This window comes from Streptomyces sp. NPDC037083 (genome assembly GCF_055606485.1).
The window spans coordinates 68,475-84,598 of record NZ_JBVJSQ010000005.1; the positions used below are offsets into that span (position 1 = coordinate 68,475).

The 16,124-nt window shown below is 71.5% G+C and carries 15 protein-coding genes and 1 tRNA gene; 9 read left to right on the forward strand and 7 right to left on the reverse strand.

Going from position 1 to position 16,124, the window contains the following annotated elements:
- Nucleotides 1-9: 9 nt before the first annotated feature.
- Nucleotides 10-537, forward strand: coding sequence for a roadblock/LC7 domain-containing protein (locus ACZ7DE_RS15080; protein WP_470761219.1), 528 nt, complete (start codon nucleotides 10-12; stop codon nucleotides 535-537).
- Between the two features lie 22 nt (nucleotides 538-559).
- The gene (locus ACZ7DE_RS15085; RefSeq protein WP_020128504.1) at nucleotides 560-934 is read left to right on the forward strand and encodes a roadblock/LC7 domain-containing protein; all 375 of its coding nucleotides are present in this window, start codon (nucleotides 560-562) and stop codon (nucleotides 932-934) included.
- A 7-nt stretch (nucleotides 935-941) separates the two neighbouring features.
- Here the strand turns inward: ACZ7DE_RS15085 and ACZ7DE_RS15090 are convergent, their stop codons facing one another.
- Together ACZ7DE_RS15090 and ACZ7DE_RS15095 are read right to left on the reverse strand one after the other, a co-directional pair.
- Entirely contained in the window at nucleotides 942-1,526 is a 585-nt protein-coding gene (locus ACZ7DE_RS15090) for a hypothetical protein (RefSeq protein ID WP_470761221.1), read from the reverse strand.
- Nucleotides 1,527-1,802: 276 nt separating this feature from the next.
- On the reverse strand, nucleotides 1,803-2,684 hold the full coding sequence (locus ACZ7DE_RS15095) for a MurR/RpiR family transcriptional regulator (RefSeq protein WP_470761223.1): 882 nt from the start codon (nucleotides 2,682-2,684) through the stop codon (nucleotides 1,803-1,805).
- 423 nt (nucleotides 2,685-3,107) lie between these two features.
- Between ACZ7DE_RS15095 and ACZ7DE_RS15100 the strand changes: the two genes are divergently transcribed.
- Nucleotides 3,108-3,533 (forward strand): hypothetical protein, encoded by a 426-nt coding sequence (locus tag ACZ7DE_RS15100; RefSeq protein ID WP_470762013.1) that lies wholly within the window; start codon nucleotides 3,108-3,110, stop codon nucleotides 3,531-3,533.
- A 412-nt stretch (nucleotides 3,534-3,945) separates the two neighbouring features.
- Here the strand turns inward: ACZ7DE_RS15100 and ACZ7DE_RS15105 are convergent, their stop codons facing one another.
- Nucleotides 3,946-5,334, reverse strand: coding sequence for a cystathionine beta-synthase (locus ACZ7DE_RS15105; RefSeq protein ID WP_470761225.1), 1,389 nt, complete (start codon nucleotides 5,332-5,334; stop codon nucleotides 3,946-3,948).
- Nucleotides 5,335-5,503: 169 nt separating this feature from the next.
- Between ACZ7DE_RS15105 and ACZ7DE_RS15110 the strand changes: the two genes are divergently transcribed.
- From ACZ7DE_RS15110 to ACZ7DE_RS15120, 3 genes are all read left to right on the forward strand, one after another.
- Nucleotides 5,504-6,535, forward strand: a complete 1,032-nt coding sequence (locus ACZ7DE_RS15110) for an SGNH/GDSL hydrolase family protein (RefSeq protein ID WP_470761227.1) — start codon at nucleotides 5,504-5,506, stop codon at nucleotides 6,533-6,535.
- A 133-nt stretch (nucleotides 6,536-6,668) separates the two neighbouring features.
- Nucleotides 6,669-7,889: an acetyl-CoA C-acetyltransferase gene (locus tag ACZ7DE_RS15115; protein WP_470761229.1), complete on the forward strand. Its 1,221-nt coding sequence runs from the start codon at nucleotides 6,669-6,671 to the stop codon at nucleotides 7,887-7,889.
- Nucleotides 7,890-8,195: 306 nt separating this feature from the next.
- Nucleotides 8,196-8,987 (forward strand): hypothetical protein, encoded by a 792-nt coding sequence (locus tag ACZ7DE_RS15120; protein WP_470762015.1) that lies wholly within the window; start codon nucleotides 8,196-8,198, stop codon nucleotides 8,985-8,987.
- A 3-nt stretch (nucleotides 8,988-8,990) separates the two neighbouring features.
- On the opposite strand, the gene ACZ7DE_RS15125 is transcribed toward ACZ7DE_RS15120, so the two are convergent.
- The gene (locus ACZ7DE_RS15125; RefSeq protein ID WP_470761231.1) at nucleotides 8,991-9,302 is read right to left on the reverse strand and encodes a hypothetical protein; all 312 of its coding nucleotides are present in this window, start codon (nucleotides 9,300-9,302) and stop codon (nucleotides 8,991-8,993) included.
- 104 nt (nucleotides 9,303-9,406) lie between these two features.
- Here ACZ7DE_RS15125 and ACZ7DE_RS15130 point away from each other — a divergent pair, with 104 nt between their 5' ends.
- Entirely contained in the window at nucleotides 9,407-9,634 is a 228-nt protein-coding gene (locus ACZ7DE_RS15130) for a DUF4287 domain-containing protein (RefSeq protein WP_069768564.1), read from the forward strand.
- 135 nt (nucleotides 9,635-9,769) lie between these two features.
- On the opposite strand, the gene ACZ7DE_RS15135 is transcribed toward ACZ7DE_RS15130, so the two are convergent.
- The 3 genes from ACZ7DE_RS15135 to ACZ7DE_RS15145 form a co-directional block, all read right to left on the reverse strand.
- Nucleotides 9,770-10,678, reverse strand: coding sequence for a Bax inhibitor-1/YccA family protein (locus tag ACZ7DE_RS15135; RefSeq protein WP_470761234.1), 909 nt, complete (start codon nucleotides 10,676-10,678; stop codon nucleotides 9,770-9,772).
- A 210-nt stretch (nucleotides 10,679-10,888) separates the two neighbouring features.
- Nucleotides 10,889-12,064 (reverse strand): 4-hydroxybenzoate 3-monooxygenase, encoded by a 1,176-nt coding sequence (locus ACZ7DE_RS15140; RefSeq protein ID WP_470761236.1) that lies wholly within the window; start codon nucleotides 12,062-12,064, stop codon nucleotides 10,889-10,891.
- A 174-nt stretch (nucleotides 12,065-12,238) separates the two neighbouring features.
- Nucleotides 12,239-12,322, reverse strand: a tRNA-Leu gene (locus ACZ7DE_RS15145).
- A gap of 394 nt (nucleotides 12,323-12,716) precedes the next feature.
- Here ACZ7DE_RS15145 and ACZ7DE_RS15150 point away from each other — a divergent pair.
- Together ACZ7DE_RS15150 and ACZ7DE_RS15155 are read left to right on the forward strand one after the other, a co-directional pair.
- Nucleotides 12,717-13,487: an ABC transporter ATP-binding protein gene (locus tag ACZ7DE_RS15150; RefSeq protein ID WP_470761238.1), complete on the forward strand. Its 771-nt coding sequence runs from the start codon at nucleotides 12,717-12,719 to the stop codon at nucleotides 13,485-13,487.
- A gap of 54 nt (nucleotides 13,488-13,541) precedes the next feature.
- Nucleotides 13,542-16,070 carry an ABC transporter permease gene (locus ACZ7DE_RS15155; RefSeq protein ID WP_470761240.1) on the forward strand — a complete coding sequence of 843 codons (2,529 nt, stop codon included), beginning with the start codon at nucleotides 13,542-13,544 and terminating at the stop codon, nucleotides 16,068-16,070.
- Nucleotides 16,071-16,124 lie beyond the last annotated feature (54 nt).

The window sequence follows — 16,124 nt, forward strand, 5'->3', positions numbered from 1 at the left end:
AGCGAGCTGATGGCCTCGGCGCCCGAGATACTCGACGAACTCCGGCGGCTGCGGGCCCGTGTGCCCCAGCTGACCGGCGCGCTCGCGGCCGGCGTGGACGGTCTCGTGCTCGCCCACGACACGCCCGGCGTGGAGCCGGAGGTGGTGGCCGCGCTGACCGCCGCCGCCCTCGGCGTCGCGGTGCGGATGGCGGACACCACCGGCCAGGGCGACTTCCGCGAGCTGCTCGTGCGCGGCCGCTACGGCTACGTCGCGACGTACGCGGCCGGCGAGTCCGCCGTGCTGACGCTGCTCGCGCAGGACCGCGTCAACGTCGGCCGTCTGCACCTGGAGGGCCGCCGGGCGGGAGCCCGCGTCGGGGAGCTCGTGGACGCGTGGGAGGCGGCGGCCCGGCAGACGCCGGCCGCCCCCGCCGAGGCGCTGCCGAAGCTCCCCGCGAAGCCGCCGGTGCGGACGCCCGCCAAACCCCCGACCGTACGGACCAGAACGGCGCGCGGCCCAGCCACTGCCAACGCGCGCACCACCACGGAAAGCTGACAGGAACCGAGGAGCACACGTCATGGCCAACACCGAAACCACCCTGAAGGAATGCCTCGCCTCCATCGAGGGCGCGACCGGCGTCGCACTCGTCGACTACACCAGCGGCATGGCGCTGGGCACGATGGGCGGCAGCAAGACGTTCGACCTGAACGTCGCCGCCGCCGGCAATACCGACGTGGTGCGCGCCAAGATGCGCACCATGGAACACCTCGGGCTCAAGGGGCAGATCGAGGACATCCTGATCACGCTGAACGACCAGTACCACCTGATCCGGCTGATCAGCGGCCGCGGCGGCAACGGACTGTTCATGTACCTGGTCCTGGACGCCAAGCGGGCCAACCTGGCGATGGCCCGCCACCAGCTGAAGAAGATCGAGGAGGACCTGGAGGTCTAGCCCGGCCCTAGACCAGCGCCGCGGTGCGGCGGCGGGCTCCGCCCGGGGCCGCGTCGCCCGCTGCGATGCCGGTGCTGCGGTACGCCTTGACGGCCTTGCCGGCCGGGCGTCCGCCGCGCCGGTCAAGCCAGTCGACGCGCACCCACAGCAGCGCGTCGTCGTCCCGCTCGCGTCGCCCGAGCCAGGCGGCCTTCCACCGCAGCCCGGCCCCGCAGCCGGCGAGCAGCATGCCGCCGGCCGCGGGCGCCGCGAAGGAAGCGCCCAGCGCGGCCAGGAAGGCGAGCAGCAGCCACCAGCGGTGGCCGCGCCGCCAGGCGCGCACGGTCACCGACCGGTCCTGGAGCACGTCGTGCTTGCCTGCCCGGGCGGCGCCCCGGCCGAGCTCGGTGAACCGGCGCCGGCCGCGCAGCGCCACCGCCGCCGCGGCCACGATGAACAGCGCGGCCCCGGCCAGGACCCCGATCCGCCGTCCCGTCAGGCCCGGCACCAGGACGCCGACCCCCGCCGCGAACACCCCGCACCACCACAACGGCGCGGCCCCGGCCCGTACTACGACGGCCACCCGAGCCAGCCCCTGCCCTCCGCGTGCCACGTCCGCCTCCTCGTCACTCAGGCACAGTCTCGTGGCCGGTCAGACTAGTGAGCGAACGTGAGACGAGTCTGAGAGTCCGGCGCAAAAAGCCGGACCGGTTTCCGCACCGCCGAGATGACGGGAACGAGGTACGCCCGACCGGTGACGGGTGACGGGCGACGGGCGACGGGTGACGGGCGACGGGTGACAGGCGTACTCGGTCGGGACTACTCGACCGGATCTGCTCGACCGGATCTGCTCGACCGGATCTGCTCGCCCGGATCTGCTCGCCCGGGGCTACTCCACGAACAGCCCCCGGGCCGCCGCCCGCGCGTCGAACTCCTCCAGCCGGGCCTGCGCGTCGGGCAGGTCGTCGCACATCGCCTCCAGCAGCACCCGCCCGAGCAGCATCGGCGCGCACGCCGTGTCGAAGGCGAGCCCGGTGCCGACGGCGGCCGGCAGCAGCAGGTCGGAGACCTTGGCGACCGGCGCGAACGCGGAGTCGGCGACCGTCACCACGCTCAGCCCGGCCTCCCTGGCATAGGCGAGGGTGTCGACGACCTCGCGCGGGTGCCGGGGCAGCGCGAAGCAGAGCAGGGCGGAGGCGCCCGCCCGGACGGCGGCGTCGATGCGGTCGTGGATCATCGTGCCGCCCTCGTTCAGCAGCCGTACGTCCGGATGGACCTTGGCGGCGAAGTACGCGAAGCCGTACGCCTGGGAGGCGGCGGCCCGCAGTCCGAGGACGGGCAGCGGACGCGAGGCCGCCAGCAGCCGGCCCGCCCGCCGCACCGGCCGGGGATCGGCGAGCAGCTCGGCGAGGTGCCTCAGGTTCTCGATCTCGGCCTCGACGGCCTGCTGGTACTCGTTGTACGAGGCCGAGCCGGCCGACTGTTCGGCGGGCGCCACCTCGCGCAGATGCCTGCGCAGGGCGGGATAGCCGTCGAAGCCGAGGGCGACCGCGAAGCGGGTCACCGACGGCTGGCTGACGCCCGAGAGCTCGGCCAGCTCCACGCTGGACAGGAACGGCACGTCGGCGGCGCGCCGCACCATGCTGTGCGCGATGCGCCGCTGGGTCGGCGTCAGCCGGTGCCCCTCGAAGAGCGCCTGCAGCCGGGCGGCGGGACTGTCCGCCACCGCCGGACCCGTCCCACCCTCACCGATCTTCGTCTCCGCGCTCATGCCCCGCTCCCCCTCCAGATGTCCGTGAACAGGTCCAGCGGCCGGCCGCCGCGCACCCGACCTCCGTGAGCGGCCGGTCGGCCCGTCCCGCGTCGAGCGACGTGGTATTCACCCGTCAAAAACTCTGCATGACCCTATACAGCCAGGCAAGGGACGACTCGTGACCACTGGTGACCACAGGTGCGCCCCGGCGCCCCCTGGTGATCCGGCCGGAACCCCCGGAGCGGCCCGGCGCACCCCCGAAGCACCCCGACCCAGCCCGCGAACCGCCCCCGGCCGAGCCCCCGAAGCGGCCCCGCGCGCCCGGACGCGGACCGAAGCCCCCTCCCCGACGGACCCGACCCCGGAGACGGGGGCTAACCCCAGTGCGGGCGCGGTGGCGGCTGCCTACGGTGGGTGTTCATGACGGGATGGGAGTCCACCATGGAAGCGCGCGACACGGACCTGAAGAAGGAACTCGACGCCACCCTGCAGACCCGCAGGGAGCTGGGCGAGGAGTACGAGTCCGCGCTGGTGGACTCGTTCCTGGAGAAGGTCGACCGGCGCATCGACGGCGCGGTGGAGCGCCGGGTGCGGCGGCAGTTCGCCGAGCAGCAGATGGCGGCCGCCCGGGACGCCCGTTCGCCGAGGGCGACGGACTCCTGGGGCGAGCGCTTCGGTTTCGGCATCGTCTCGCTGGTGCTGGCGGTCCCGCTGTCCGCGATCGGCGCGGGCGTCGCGCACCTGCCGGGCCTGATCGCGTCGTGGGTGGGAATCGTCGGCGTCAACGTGGTCCAGGCCGCCCGCAGCAACCCCGATCTCTTCGTCGGCCGACGGCGCTCCGCGCAGGACCGCGACTGGGAGAAGTGACCGGCCGCGCCCGCCCTGTCCGGACACGTGGGCGCAGGGGGCGGCGGGCGCCGTGGAAAAGCTTTCGCGGGGACCGCCGCACCCCCGATACCGGGGGGCGGGACGACGGCGGTCCCCGCGAGGGACGCGTGCCGGGTCAGGCCGGGTCTGCGCGTCCATGGCGTCGGTGGAGGTCCGGGAGCCGCTCCGGAGGTCCGTGACGCCGTTTTGGTGCCGGTGGGGCGGGGAGCCGCTCCCGCCCTTCCGACATCCACAAATATGCCGGACGCGTGTTAAGCGTGTGCTGCGCGGACGTGACGCGCTCGTACCACTTCCGCGAAGTCCACCCTTCGGCAGGCAAACGGAAGTTCAGCGCCCGAACGGGCCGTTCACCGGACGTTTCCCGGAGATCGCGGCCCTCGCCCCCAGGACGTCACTTCCCGCCCTTGGCCAGGAAGGCCAGCAGGTCCTGACGGCTGACGACGCCGGTGGGCTTGCCCTCGACGAGGACGATCGCCGCGTCGGCGGTGCCGAGCACGGACATCAGGTCGCCGACCGGCTCGCCGGAGCCGACCTGCGGCAGCGGGGCCGACATGTGCTTCTCCAGCGGGTCGTCGAGGGAGGCCCGCTGGGTGAACAGGGCGTCCAGCAGCTCCCGCTCCACGACCGACCCGACGACCTCGGCGGCCATGACGTCCGGGTGACCGGCGCCGGGCTTCACGATCGGCATCTGCGAGACGCCGTACTCGCGCAGCACCTCGATGGCCTGGCCGACGGTCTCGTCCGGGTGCATGTGGACGAGGGAGGGGATGGCGCCGTGCGCCTTGTCGCTGAGGACGTCGGCGACGCGGGCGCTGGGTCCCTCGTCCTCGAGGAAGCCGTAGTCGGCCATCCACTCGTCGTTGAAGATCTTGGAGAGGTAACCGCGGCCGCTGTCGGGCAGGAGCACGACGACCACGTCGTCCGGGCCGAGCCGCTCGGCGACCCGCAGCGCGGCCACCACGGCCATCCCGCAGGAGCCGCCCACCAGCAGGCCCTCCTCCTTGGCCAGCCGGCGGGTCATTTGGAAGGAGTCCTTGTCGGACACGGCGACGATCTCGTCGGCGACGGTGCGGTCGTAGGCGGTCGGCCAGAAGTCCTCACCGACGCCCTCGACGAGGTACGGCCGCCCGGACCCGCCGGAGTACACCGACCCCTCGGGGTCGGCGCCGACGACCTGCACCCGGCCGTCGCTGGCGTCCTTCAGGTACCGGCCGGTGCCGGAGATGGTGCCGCCGGTGCCGACGCCCGCGACGAAGTGGGTGATCCTCCCCTCCGTCTGCTCCCACAGCTCGGGGCCGGTGGAGTGATAGTGCGAGAGCGGGTTGTTCGGATTGGAGTACTGGTCCGGCTTCCACGCGCCCGGTGTCTCCCGCACCAGCCGGTCGGAGACGTTGTAGTAGGAGTCCGGGTGCTCGGGGTCCACGGCGGTCGGGCAGACGACCACCTCGGCGCCGTACGCCCGCAGCACGTTGATCTTGTCGGTGCTCACCTTGTCGGGGCACACGAAGATGCACTTGTACCCCTTCTGCTGCGCCACGATGGCCAGCCCGACGCCCGTGTTGCCGCTGGTCGGCTCGACGATCGTGCCGCCCGGCTTCAGCGCCCCGCTCTGCTCGGCGGCCTCGATCATGCGCAGGGCGATGCGGTCCTTCACGGAGCCGCCCGGGTTGAAGTACTCCACCTTGGCCAGGACGGTCGCCTGGATGCCCTTGGTCACGCTGTTGAGCTTCACCAGCGGGGTGTTGCCGACGAGGCTGATCATCGAGTCGTGGAATTGCACCGTTGTCTCCGGTTGCTTGCAAAAACTGTGGTCGTAGTGGTTCCGCCAGGGTACGGGCAGGCCCGCGGCTCGCGGCAGCGCTCCGGAGGTTCACTCCTCGTCGAGATTGGGCGGCGGTCCGTACGGGGCAAGGAGTGGGTGTACGGACACGAGGAGGTGGCGTCGAAGCATGACGAGCATGTCGAGGGCGAGAGTGGCCCGGCGCATCGCGGCCGGCGCGGCCTACGGCGGCGGCGGCATCGGACTGGCCGGGGCGGCGGTGGCCGGACTGGTGCTGGCGGAGGTGCATCTGGCCCGGCGCCAGGTGAACAACGGGACGCATCCGCACGTCCCCCAGGCGGACGGCCGCTACGGCACCGCCTACGACGCCCCCGGGCCCGGCAAGGAACCGTTGCGCCTGACGATGCTGGGCGACTCCACGGCGGCGGGCCAGGGCGTCCACCGCTCCGGTCAGACTCCGGGCGCGTTACTCGCCTCCGGTCTGGCCGCGGTCGCGGAGCGGCCCGTGGAACTGCGCAACGTGGCGCTTCCCGGCGCCCAGTCCGACGACCTCGACCGGCAGGTCGCGCTGGTGCTGCAGGACTCCGATCGGGTGCCCGACATCTGCGTGATCATGATCGGCGCGAACGACGTGACCCACCGCATGCCGCCCACCCGCTCGGTGCGTCATCTGTCCTCGGCGGTGCGGCGGCTGCGCACGGCCGGCGCGGAGGTCGTCGTCGGCACCTGCCCCGACCTCGGCACGATCGAGCCGGTCCAGCAGCCGCTGCGCTGGCTGGCACGCCGGGCCTCGCGCCAGCTGGCGGCGGCCCAGACGATCGGCACCGTCGAGCAGGGCGGGCGCACGGTGTCCCTGGGCGACCTGCTGGGCCCCGAGTTCGAGGCCAACCCGCGCGAGCTGTTCGGGCCCGACCACTACCACCCCTCGGCGGAGGGCTACGCGACGGCGGCGATGGCCGTCCTGCCCACGGTCTGCGCGGCCCTCGGCCTGTGGCCGGCCGAGGAGGAACGCCCGGACGTCTCCCGCCGCGAGGGCTTCCTGCCGGTGGCCCGGGCGGCCGCGGAGGCGGCGTCGGAGGCGGGCACCGAGGTGGCCGCGGCGATGCCGACGGGGCCGCGGGGGCCGTGGGCGCTGCTGAAGAGGCGTCGGCGCCGCCGGGTGACGGAACCGGAGCGGGCGCCCGCCGCCCCCTCGCCCTGAGCCGCACCGGGCCAAGCAAGCGCTTAGTAAATTGCGGTCAGGGTCACACCGCCATCCCCGTGACCCAGGCCATACGTACGGGTAACTTCCCAAGCAGCCGTCCCCCCGTACGAAACTCGCCAATGGAGCCGTGATGCCCGAAGCCGTCATCGTCTCGACCGCCCGCTCGCCCATCGGCCGCGCTTTCAAGGGCTCCCTGAAGGACCTGCGCCCGGACGACCTCACCGCCACGATCATCCAGGCGGCCCTCGCCAAGGTCCCCGAGCTGGACCCGAGGGACATCGACGACCTGATGCTCGGCTGCGGCCTGCCCGGCGGCGAGCAGGGCAACAACCTGGGCCGCATCGTGGCCGTGCAGATGGGGATGGACCACCTCCCCGGCTGCACGATCACCCGTTACTGTTCCTCGTCGCTCCAGACGAGCCGCATGGCCCTGCACGCCATCAAGGCCGGCGAGGGCGACGTCTTCATCTCGGCCGGCGTCGAGACGGTCTCCCGGTTCGCCAAGGGCAACTCCGACAGCCTGCCGGACACGCACAACCCGCTCTTCGCCGAGGCCGAGGCCCGCACCGCGGCCGTCGCGGAGCAGGAGGGCACGACCTGGCACGACCCGCGCGAGGACGGCCTCGTGCCGGACGCCTACATCGCGATGGGCCAGACCGCCGAGAACCTCGCACGCATCAAGGGCGTGACCCGTCAGGACATGGACGAGTTCGGCGTCCGCTCGCAGAACCTCGCCGAGGAAGCCATCAAGAACGGCTTCTGGGAGCGCGAGATCACCCCGGTGACGCTTCCCGACGGCACGGTCGTCAGCAAGGACGACGGTCCGCGCGCCGGCGTCACGCTGGAGGGCGTCCAGGGGCTGAAGCCGGCCTTCCGCCCCGACGGCATGGTCACCGCCGCCAACTGCTGCCCGCTGAACGACGGCGCCGCGGCGGTCGTCGTCATGAGCGACACCAAGGCCCGCGAGCTCGGTCTCACCCCGCTCGCCCGGATCGTGTCGACCGGCGTCTCGGGCCTGTCCCCCGAGATCATGGGCCTCGGCCCGGTCGAGGCGAGCAAGCAGGCGCTGCGCAGGGCCGGTCTCACCATCGGCGACATCGACCTGGTCGAGATCAACGAGGCGTTCGCCGCCCAGGTGATCCCCTCCTACCGCGACCTCGGCATCGACCTGGACAAGCTGAACGTCAACGGCGGCGCCATCGCCGTCGGCCACCCCTTCGGCATGACGGGCGCCCGGATCACCGGCACGCTCATCAACTCCCTGCAGTTCCACGACAAGCAGTTCGGTCTGGAGACCATGTGCGTCGGCGGCGGCCAGGGCATGGCGATGGTCATCGAGCGCCTGAGCTGACCGAACGGGCACGGGTCCCGAACAGGGCCTGTGCGTAACCGCTTCGGCACCTGCCGTGACCGTTCGGCCCGGAGTCCGGAATGCCCCTGGACTCCGGGCCGTTTTGTGATCCAATCTCCCCCAGGATGTGACCTATCTCCCTCCCCGGAGGGATTTACGCAGCTCAGCGCCATTCGGCACCGGACCCCGGGCCCAAAGTCCTGTCCGTTTCGTGACGTTACGCACTGACAGCTGGATAGTCCACCCTTCAAGCTGATGTAGGAAGTCGGGGGTCGACTTTGAACCGGGAGTACGTCAGTGAGCGCCATGCCGATCGCCTTGTTGGTCACCACGGCCGCCACGGGCGCCGTGGGCGTCGCAGTCCTGCGCACCCTCATGAAGCTGCGCCGGCAGGTCGCCGCCCTGCACACCGAGCTCGCCAGGAACGCCGACAGCTCCGAGAGCGCGGCCGCGCACCTGCGCGGCTTCGTTCCGGCCGCCCGCACCACGGCCGACGCGGCTGAGATACGCGCCGCGGTCGCCGAGGCGCTCGCGGAGGAGCGGGAGCGGGAGCTTGCCGAGGCGCGCGCGTTCTGGGCCGCCCAGGAGGCGCGTGACGCCTCCGACACCCCCTCCCTGCTCGGTCTGCCGGACAGCGAGCTGTTCCTGCCGCGCCAGGCCGACTTCGTGGGCCTGGAGCCGGTGTCCGAGCCGACCGCGGACGCCGACGAGTTCGCCGGGGAGTCCCCGGAGCTGGCCGCCGCCCGCCGCCGCCACCCCTCGCACCCCGACTTCGTGCCGGTCCAGTCACCCGTCGTGAACGACCACGAGCGCACGGTGGCCACCCTCGAGGAACTCGCCGCGTCCCAGACCGAACTGACCGACGTGCGCCCGGGGCCGCTCGGCACCCTCGACGTCTACGTCTTCGCCGACGGCACCACGCTGTGCATGACGCCGGGCCACCGCGAGACCGCCGAACGCCTCGCCACGGCCCTCACCGCGGGCGAGACCCCGTTCCTGCTGGGCGGCTCGGGCATCTCGGGCGCGTACACGCTGACGTTCCAGTGCGGCGCGGACAACGTCTACATCCTGGCGGACCGGGTCATAGCGAGCCTGTGACGGTCACACGCCGGCCCGCTTCTGCGCCTGCGCCACCAGTTCCACCGCTTCCGCGACTTGGCCCTCGTCCGTGAGTACGAGGGCCAAGTCGTGCACGGCGACGGTGATTTGGTCGGCGGCGGCGAACATGCCGGCGTCGGGCATCTCCCGGGGCGGTGCGCCGGGGTCCTCGACGAGCTGCGCCCGCCGGGCCAACTCCCTGGCCAGCGCCAGCGCCTCCGCGGCCGCGCCTCTTTGGAGCCGGCTCTGCGGAGCGGCACGCAGACGATCGGCGAAGTGATCCACCGCACGGGTCAGAGACGTCGTATCCACCACGCCGCGAGACTACGCGTCGCACCGGGACTGTTGCCAACGGGCGAACACTCAGGCACGGTGACCTGAAGGACCGGCTTACATCCCCTTTGCTACCGGAGGCGCCGATGTCCCATGTCCTCTCCGAGGAGACCCACCGCAACATACTGGCCCGCATCCCCCATTGCACCGGTCGTGAGGTCTCCGACTGGCTGCGCACCGTCGACGAAGGCCCCGCTCTCCGCTTCGAGGAGAAGGTCAGCTGGCTGCGCGCCGAGCACAACCTCGCGTACGGCCACGCCAAGGCGATCATCCACGAGTACGACCTGAGGAGGGCCGCGCGCAAACTGCTCTAGCGCGCACGCGACGACACCGCACCACGGCCATGGGAAGGGCCCCGGGATCACGATCCCGGGGCCCTTCCCACTGTCTGCCACGCCGTGCCGGAAGCCCGTCGCGCAGTCGCTCAGCCGTGCAGTCGCTCAGTCGCCTCAGTCGCTGTTCAGGATCGACAGGAGTCGCAGGAACTCCATGTAGATCCACACGAGCGTCATCGTGAGGCCGAAGGCGGCGAGCCAGGCCTCCTCGCGCGGGGCGCCGTAGGCCACGCCGTCCTCGACCTGCTTGAAGTCCAGGGCGAGGAAGCAGGCGCCGAGGATGACGCCGATGACACCGAAGACGACGCCGAGGGCGCCGCTGCGGAAGCCGAGGCCGTCACCGCCGCCGAAGACCGTGAACAGCAGGTTCACGACCATCAGCAGCACGAAGCCGAGCGCGGCGGCCATCACGAAGCCGTAGAAGCGGCGGTTGACGCGGATCCAGCCGGCCTTGTAGGCCACGAGCACGCCGGCGAAGACCGCCATGGTGCCGAGCACGGCCTGGGCGACCACGCCGTCCGCGATGTACGTGGACACCGCGCTGGAGATCACGCCGAGGAAGACGCCCTCGAGGGCGGCGTACGACAGGATCAGCGCGGGAACGGGGCGGCGCTTGAACGACTGGACCAGGGCCAGCACCATGGCGACCAGGCCGGCGCCGACGGCGATGCCGTACGACTTGCCGATGTTGGCCTCGTCGACCGGCAGCAGCAGCCACGACAGGATCGCCGTGACGACCACGGCGCCGAGCGTGGTCGCGGTGCGCGCGACGACGTCGTCCATGGTCATCCGGCCGGTGGCGGCCGGGGCCTGCGGCGGGGCGCCGTGCTGCAGGTCCTGCTGGGCGTAAGGGTTCTGCGCGTAGGGGTTCTGCGCGTACGGGTTGCCGGCCTGCTGGGCGTACGGGTTGCCCTGCTGCGTGCCGACTGCGGGTCCCCCGGCCTGCGGCGCGGCGTTGAAGCCCGCGTAGCCGTTGTCGCGGCTGAACCCCCGTCGCGAGAAGACCGGGTTTCTGCTCCTCATTGCACTCCTCCATGGCCACACTGCGCGGCCTTGGCTCAAGGGTAATAGGTAGGCAAAGGATTGACCCTAGTGCTTGGGGAGGATCTTTCCCTCTTCCTGCTGCGCAACACGCTACGCGGCGTAGCGATTCCCGCCACGGAAGGGGCCTGATCATGACCAAGCCGCGACATGGCCGGTACCCCACGGAGACCGGACGAACCCGCTGTTCGATCAATCGAACAGGAAGCCGGTGTACGCCTCGGCGAGGTCGGTCTCGGCGGCCCGCGAGGAGGTGATCCGCTCCAGCCGGGCGAGCTGGAGGCGGTCCTCGAACGGGGTGGCGTCGGGCGCCGGATGCAGCAGCGTCGTCATGTCGTACGAGAACCGCTCCGCCTGCCACACGCGCCGCAGACAGGTCTCGGAGTAGGCGTCCAGGAGGCGGGAGGATCCCGTCTCCCGCTGGTGCGCGAGCGCCCGCGCGAAGGTGACGACGTCCCCGACCGCGAGGTTGAGACCCTTCGCCCCGGTCGGCGGCACGATGTGGGCCGCGTCCCCGGCGAGGAAGAGGCGGCCGTACCGCATGGGCTCCTGCACGAACGAGCGCATGGGCGTGACCGACTTCTGGGTGATCGGACCGCGCCGCAGCTCCCAGTCGTCGTCCGTCTCGAACCTGCGCTCCAGCTCGTCCCAGATCTCCTCGTCGCCCCAGCTCTCGGCGTCGGTGCCCGCGGGCACCTGGAGGTAGAGCCGGGAGACGGACGGCGAGCGCATCGAGAGCAGGGCGAAGCCGCGGTCGTGGCGGGCGTAGACGAGCTCGTCGTGCGAGGGCGGCACGTCGGCGAGGATGCCGAGCCAGCCGAAGGGGTACGTCCGTTCGAAGACACGGGTCCGCTCCGCGGGGACGGCCTTGCGGGCGACCCCCCAGGAGCCGTCGCAGCCCACGACGTAGTCGCACTCCAGGACGTCCTCGACGCCCCCGTGCCGGAAGCGGACGCGCGGACGGTCGGTGGCGACCCCCTCGACGGCCAGCGCCTCCGCCTCGAACAGCAGCGGGCCGCCCTCCTCGAGCTGGAGGGCGATGAGGTCCTTGCACACCTCGGTCTGGGCGTAGACCATCACCGACCGGCCGCCGGTGAGGGCGGGGAAGTCGACGCGGTGCCGCCGCTTCGCGTACCGCAGCTCTATGCCGTCGTGGCGCAGTCCCTCGCGGTCCATGCGCTCCCCGGCGCCGGCCGCGCGCAGTACGTCCACCGTGCCCTGCTCCAGGATCCCGGCGCGCTGGCGGTGCTCGACGTAGGCCCGGTCGCGGCTCTCCAGCACGACGGAGTCGATGCCGGCGTCGTGGAGCAGGCGGGCGAGGAGGAGGCCGGCGGGGCCGGCGCCGACGATGCCGACAGTGGTGCGCATCGGGCGTTCCCTTCAGACAGTGTGTTCGCAGGGTGAAGTTTTCTTCACTACTGCCTGACGCGAGTCTGCGCCCGCGTTCGACCGGTGTCAACGGTCGGGACGGACGGGGAAGGACGGACGGCGCGACGGCCATTGCCTCAATGGAGGATGCAGCGATCGCCGAGACGTCGGAAGTGCCCAGAGCCGGACTTGAACCGGCACGCCCACGAAGGGGCAGCGAGGTTTAAGCTCGCCGTGTCTGCATTCCACCATCTGGGCAGGCCTAGGGCTCCGCTTGAGCTTCCGACCCTATCGGGATCCGTCCCCCGATCAGCGGACGGCCAGACCCGATGTTGTCTTATTTTATTGACGTCTGAGGGTGCATCAGCACCTGGAACAGGCCATCCGCACTTGCCAGTAGCGTGGCGCGTGGCAACCGCTTGTGTATGCGGAATGACGGAATTTCACCGTCCGAACGAGGTTGCTCCACCGGTTCTTGACGAACCGTGTCTCAGGGGCGCGGGTCATCCCCAGGTATGACACGGCGGCTCCTGGTCCGTCCCGAGTCTGCCTTCAGAACCGGAACAGCGGCTGACTACAGGGCGGCGGACGGCCGGGACGATGGTTCACGTCCCCGAGGAACCCATCGCCGTCCCGACAGGAGCACCACTCCGTGACCACCAGCCCCCTCGCCGACCGGACCACCACAGCGGCCGCCCGTGCCACGGACCTGTCGAAGATCTACGGACAGGGCGAGACCCAGGTGGTCGCCCTGGACCGGGTCTCGGTCGACTTCCGGCAGGCCGAGTTCACCGCGATCATGGGGCCCTCCGGCTCCGGCAAGTCCACGCTGATGCACTGCGTGGCGGGCTTGGACAACTTCTCGTCCGGCTCCGTGCGCATCGGCGACACCGAGCTCGGCTCGCTGAAGGACAAGCAGCTCACCAGGTTGCGCCGGGACAAGATCGGCTTCATCTTCCAGGCGTTCAACCTGCTGCCGACGCTGACGGCGCTCGAGAACATCACCCTCCCGATGGACATCGCGGGCCGCAAGCCGGACAAGGAGTGGCTGGACAAGGTCATCCGGATGGTGGGGCTCGCCGACCGGCTCAGCCACCGGCCCTCGCAGCTCTCCGGCGGTCAGCAGCAGCGGGTCGCCGTCGCCCGCGCCCTGGCCTCGCGGCCGGACATCATCTTCGGCGACGAGCCGACCGGCAACCTCGACTCGCGCTCGGGCGCCGAGGTGCTGGGCTTCCTGCGCAACTCGGTGCGGGAGCTGGGGCAGACGGTGGTGATGGTGACCCACGACCCGGTGGCCGCCGCCTACGCGGACCGGGTGATCTTCCTCGCGGACGGACGGATCGTCGACGAGGTGTACGGGCCGACGGCCGAATCGGTGCTCGACCGCATGAAGCGCTTCGACACCAAGGGCCGCACCAGCTGATCCCCGACCGGGACCGACCGCTCGCCGACGAGCAGGACTGAGAAGACAACACCCATGTTCCGTACCGCCTTGCGCAACGTGCTCGCGCACAAGGCCCGGCTCCTGATGACCGTGCTCGCCGTGATGCTCGGCGTGGCCTTCGTGTCGGGGACCCTGGTCTTCACCAACACCCTCTCCGACGCGCTGCAGAAGAGTTCCGCCAAGGGCTTCGACCAGGTCGACGTCGCCGTCACCGCCGAGTCCCAGCCGGACGTCGGCGACCGCATCGTCAAGACGCCCGAGCTGACCCAGGCCCTGCTGGAGCGCAGCGCGAAGGTTCCGGGCGCCGCGTCCGCCGTCGGCGTCGTCACCGGCTTCACCGCCATCGCCGACAAGGACGGCAAGCTCGTCGGCGGCGGCTTCCAGTCGCAGGGCGGCAACTACTGGGGTGCCGAGGACGCCCGGTACCCGCTCGTCGGCGGGCACGCCCCGAAGGGCGAGGACGAGGTCGTCATCGACTCCAGGACCGCCGAGCGGGCCGGGTACAAGGTCGGCGACACCGTCCGGATCTCCGTCGACGGGCCGGTCCTCACCCCGAAGGTCACCGGCGTCTTCACCACCGACGACGGCAACGTCGCCGCGGGCGGCAGCCTCGCCCTGTTCGACACGGCCACCGCGCAGAAGCTCTTCGGCAAGGCCGGCGCCTACGACGAGATCGACGTGAAGGCGGCCGCCGGCACCTCGCAGGGCGCCCTGAAGTCCGCGCTGGACGCCGCCCTGCCGAAGGACCAGGTCGAGACCACCACCGGCGAGCAGCTCGCCGCCGACCAGGCCGAGGCGATCTCCGCCTCGATGAGCGGGCTGAAGCAGGGCCTGCTGGTCTTCGCCGGCATCGCGCTGTTCGTCGGCACCTTCATCATCGCCAACACCTTCACCATGCTGGTCGCCCAGCGCACCAAGGAGCTCGCACTGCTGCGGGCCGTGGGCGCCTCGCGCCGGCAGGTCACGCGATCGGTGCTGATCGAGGCGTTCGTGGTCGGAACGGTCGCCGGGGTGACGGGCCTGGTCGCCGGCATCGGCATCGGGGCCGGCCTGCGCTCGCTGCTGGGGGCGCTCGGCGCGACCGTGCCGGACGGGCCGCTCGTCGTCTCGCCCGGCACGGTCGGCGCGGCCCTCCTCGTCGGCGTCGTCATCACCATGCTGGCGGCCTGGCTGCCCGGGCGCCGGGCCGCGAAGATCCCGCCGGTCGCCGCGATGAGCAGCGTGCACGCCACCGCGTCCACCAAGTCGCTGGTGCTGCGCAACACGCTGGGCGCGCTGTTCTCGGCGGCGGGCGTCGCCGTGGTCCTGGCCGCGACGACGATGAGCGGCTCCGACGGCCAGGCCCCCATGGGCATCGGCGCGGTCCTGCTCATCATCGGCGTCTTCATCCTGACCCCGCTGCTGTCCCGCCCGCTGGTCGCGGCCGCCGCTCCGGCCCTGCGGATCTTCGGGGTGTCCGGCAAGCTGGCCCGCCAGAACTCGGTGCGCAACCCCCGCCGCACGGCGGCCACGGCGTCCGCGCTGATGATCGGGCTGACCCTGGTCACCGGCATGACGGTGATGGCGGGCAGCCTGCAGAAGTCCATCGACAAGATGGCCTCCTCCGCGATCAGGGCCGACTACGTCGTGTCGATGGCGAACGGCAACGGGCTCGCCGCCGGCATCGACGAGAAGCTGAAGTCCGCCGACGGCGTGACCGCCACCAGCCCGATGCGCAACGCGCCCGGCCGGATCGACGGCACGACCGAGTACCTCACCGGCGTCACCGGCTCGGCCTTCGGCGAGCTGACCGACCTCACGGTCCAGGACGGCGCGTTCAAGGTGGCCGGCGGGCAGGTCGTCGTCGACGACGCGACCGCCGAGTCCCACGGCTGGAAGGCCGGTTCGGTCTTCACGGTGCACTACGAGGACGGCGGGAAGCAGCGGCTGACGGTCGCCGGGGTCTACCAGGGCAACGAGCTGATCGAGGGCATCCTGCTGGACAACGCCGCTCTCACCCCGCATCTGACGGACCCGACGGACATGCAGGTCCTGGTCAAGACGTCGGGCGGGGCCTCGGACGGCATGAAGGACCGGCTGGAGAAGGCCCTCGGCTCCAACCCGGCCATCAAGGTCCAGAGCAAGGAGGACCTCTCCAACGAGGTCGCGAAGATGTTCACGCTGATGCTGAACATGCTCTACGGGCTGCTCGCGATGGCCGTGATCGTCGCCGTCCTCGGCGTCATCAACACCCTCGCGATGTCCGTCTTCGAGCGGTCCCAGGAGATCGGCATGCTGCGGGCCATCGGCCTGGACCGGCGCTCGGTCAAGCGGATGGTCCGGCTGGAGTCGCTGGTGATCTCGCTCTTCGGCGGGGTGCTGGGCATCGGCCTGGGCGTGTTCTTCGGCTGGGCGGCCGGCGAACTGCTCGGCACCAGCATGCCGACGTACGAACTGGTCCTGCCGTGGGCCCGGATGGCCGTCTTCCTGGTGCTGGCCGCCGGGGTGGGCATCCTGGCGGCGCTGTGGCCGGCCCGTCGGGCCTCGCGCCTGAACATGCTGGCGGCGATCAAGTCGGAGTAGCGGCGGGGAGAGAGCACGAGCGAGGGGCCCGGCGCCGTGGGGACGGCGCCGGGC

Coding starts and splice junctions, on each gene's coding strand:
- ACZ7DE_RS15080 (WP_470761219.1), top strand. CDS start 10: ATGGCCTCGGCGCCCGAGATACTCGACGAACTCCGGCGGCTGCGGGCC.
- ACZ7DE_RS15110 (WP_470761227.1), top strand. CDS start 5,504: ATGACGAGCATGTCGAGGGCGAGAGTGGCCCGGCGCATCGCGGCCGGC.
- ACZ7DE_RS15085 (WP_020128504.1), top strand. CDS start 560: ATGGCCAACACCGAAACCACCCTGAAGGAATGCCTCGCCTCCATCGAG.
- ACZ7DE_RS15100 (WP_470762013.1), top strand. CDS start 3,108: ATGGAAGCGCGCGACACGGACCTGAAGAAGGAACTCGACGCCACCCTG.
- ACZ7DE_RS15095 (WP_470761223.1), bottom strand. CDS start 2,684: ATGAGCGCGGAGACGAAGATCGGTGAGGGTGGGACGGGTCCGGCGGTG.
- ACZ7DE_RS15130 (WP_069768564.1), top strand. CDS start 9,407: ATGTCCCATGTCCTCTCCGAGGAGACCCACCGCAACATACTGGCCCGC.
- ACZ7DE_RS15115 (WP_470761229.1), top strand. CDS start 6,669: ATGCCCGAAGCCGTCATCGTCTCGACCGCCCGCTCGCCCATCGGCCGC.
- ACZ7DE_RS15120 (WP_470762015.1), top strand. CDS start 8,196: ATGCCGATCGCCTTGTTGGTCACCACGGCCGCCACGGGCGCCGTGGGC.
- ACZ7DE_RS15140 (WP_470761236.1), bottom strand. CDS start 12,064: ATGCGCACCACTGTCGGCATCGTCGGCGCCGGCCCCGCCGGCCTCCTC.
- ACZ7DE_RS15155 (WP_470761240.1), top strand. CDS start 13,542: ATGTTCCGTACCGCCTTGCGCAACGTGCTCGCGCACAAGGCCCGGCTC.
- ACZ7DE_RS15135 (WP_470761234.1), bottom strand. CDS start 10,678: ATGAGGAGCAGAAACCCGGTCTTCTCGCGACGGGGGTTCAGCCGCGAC.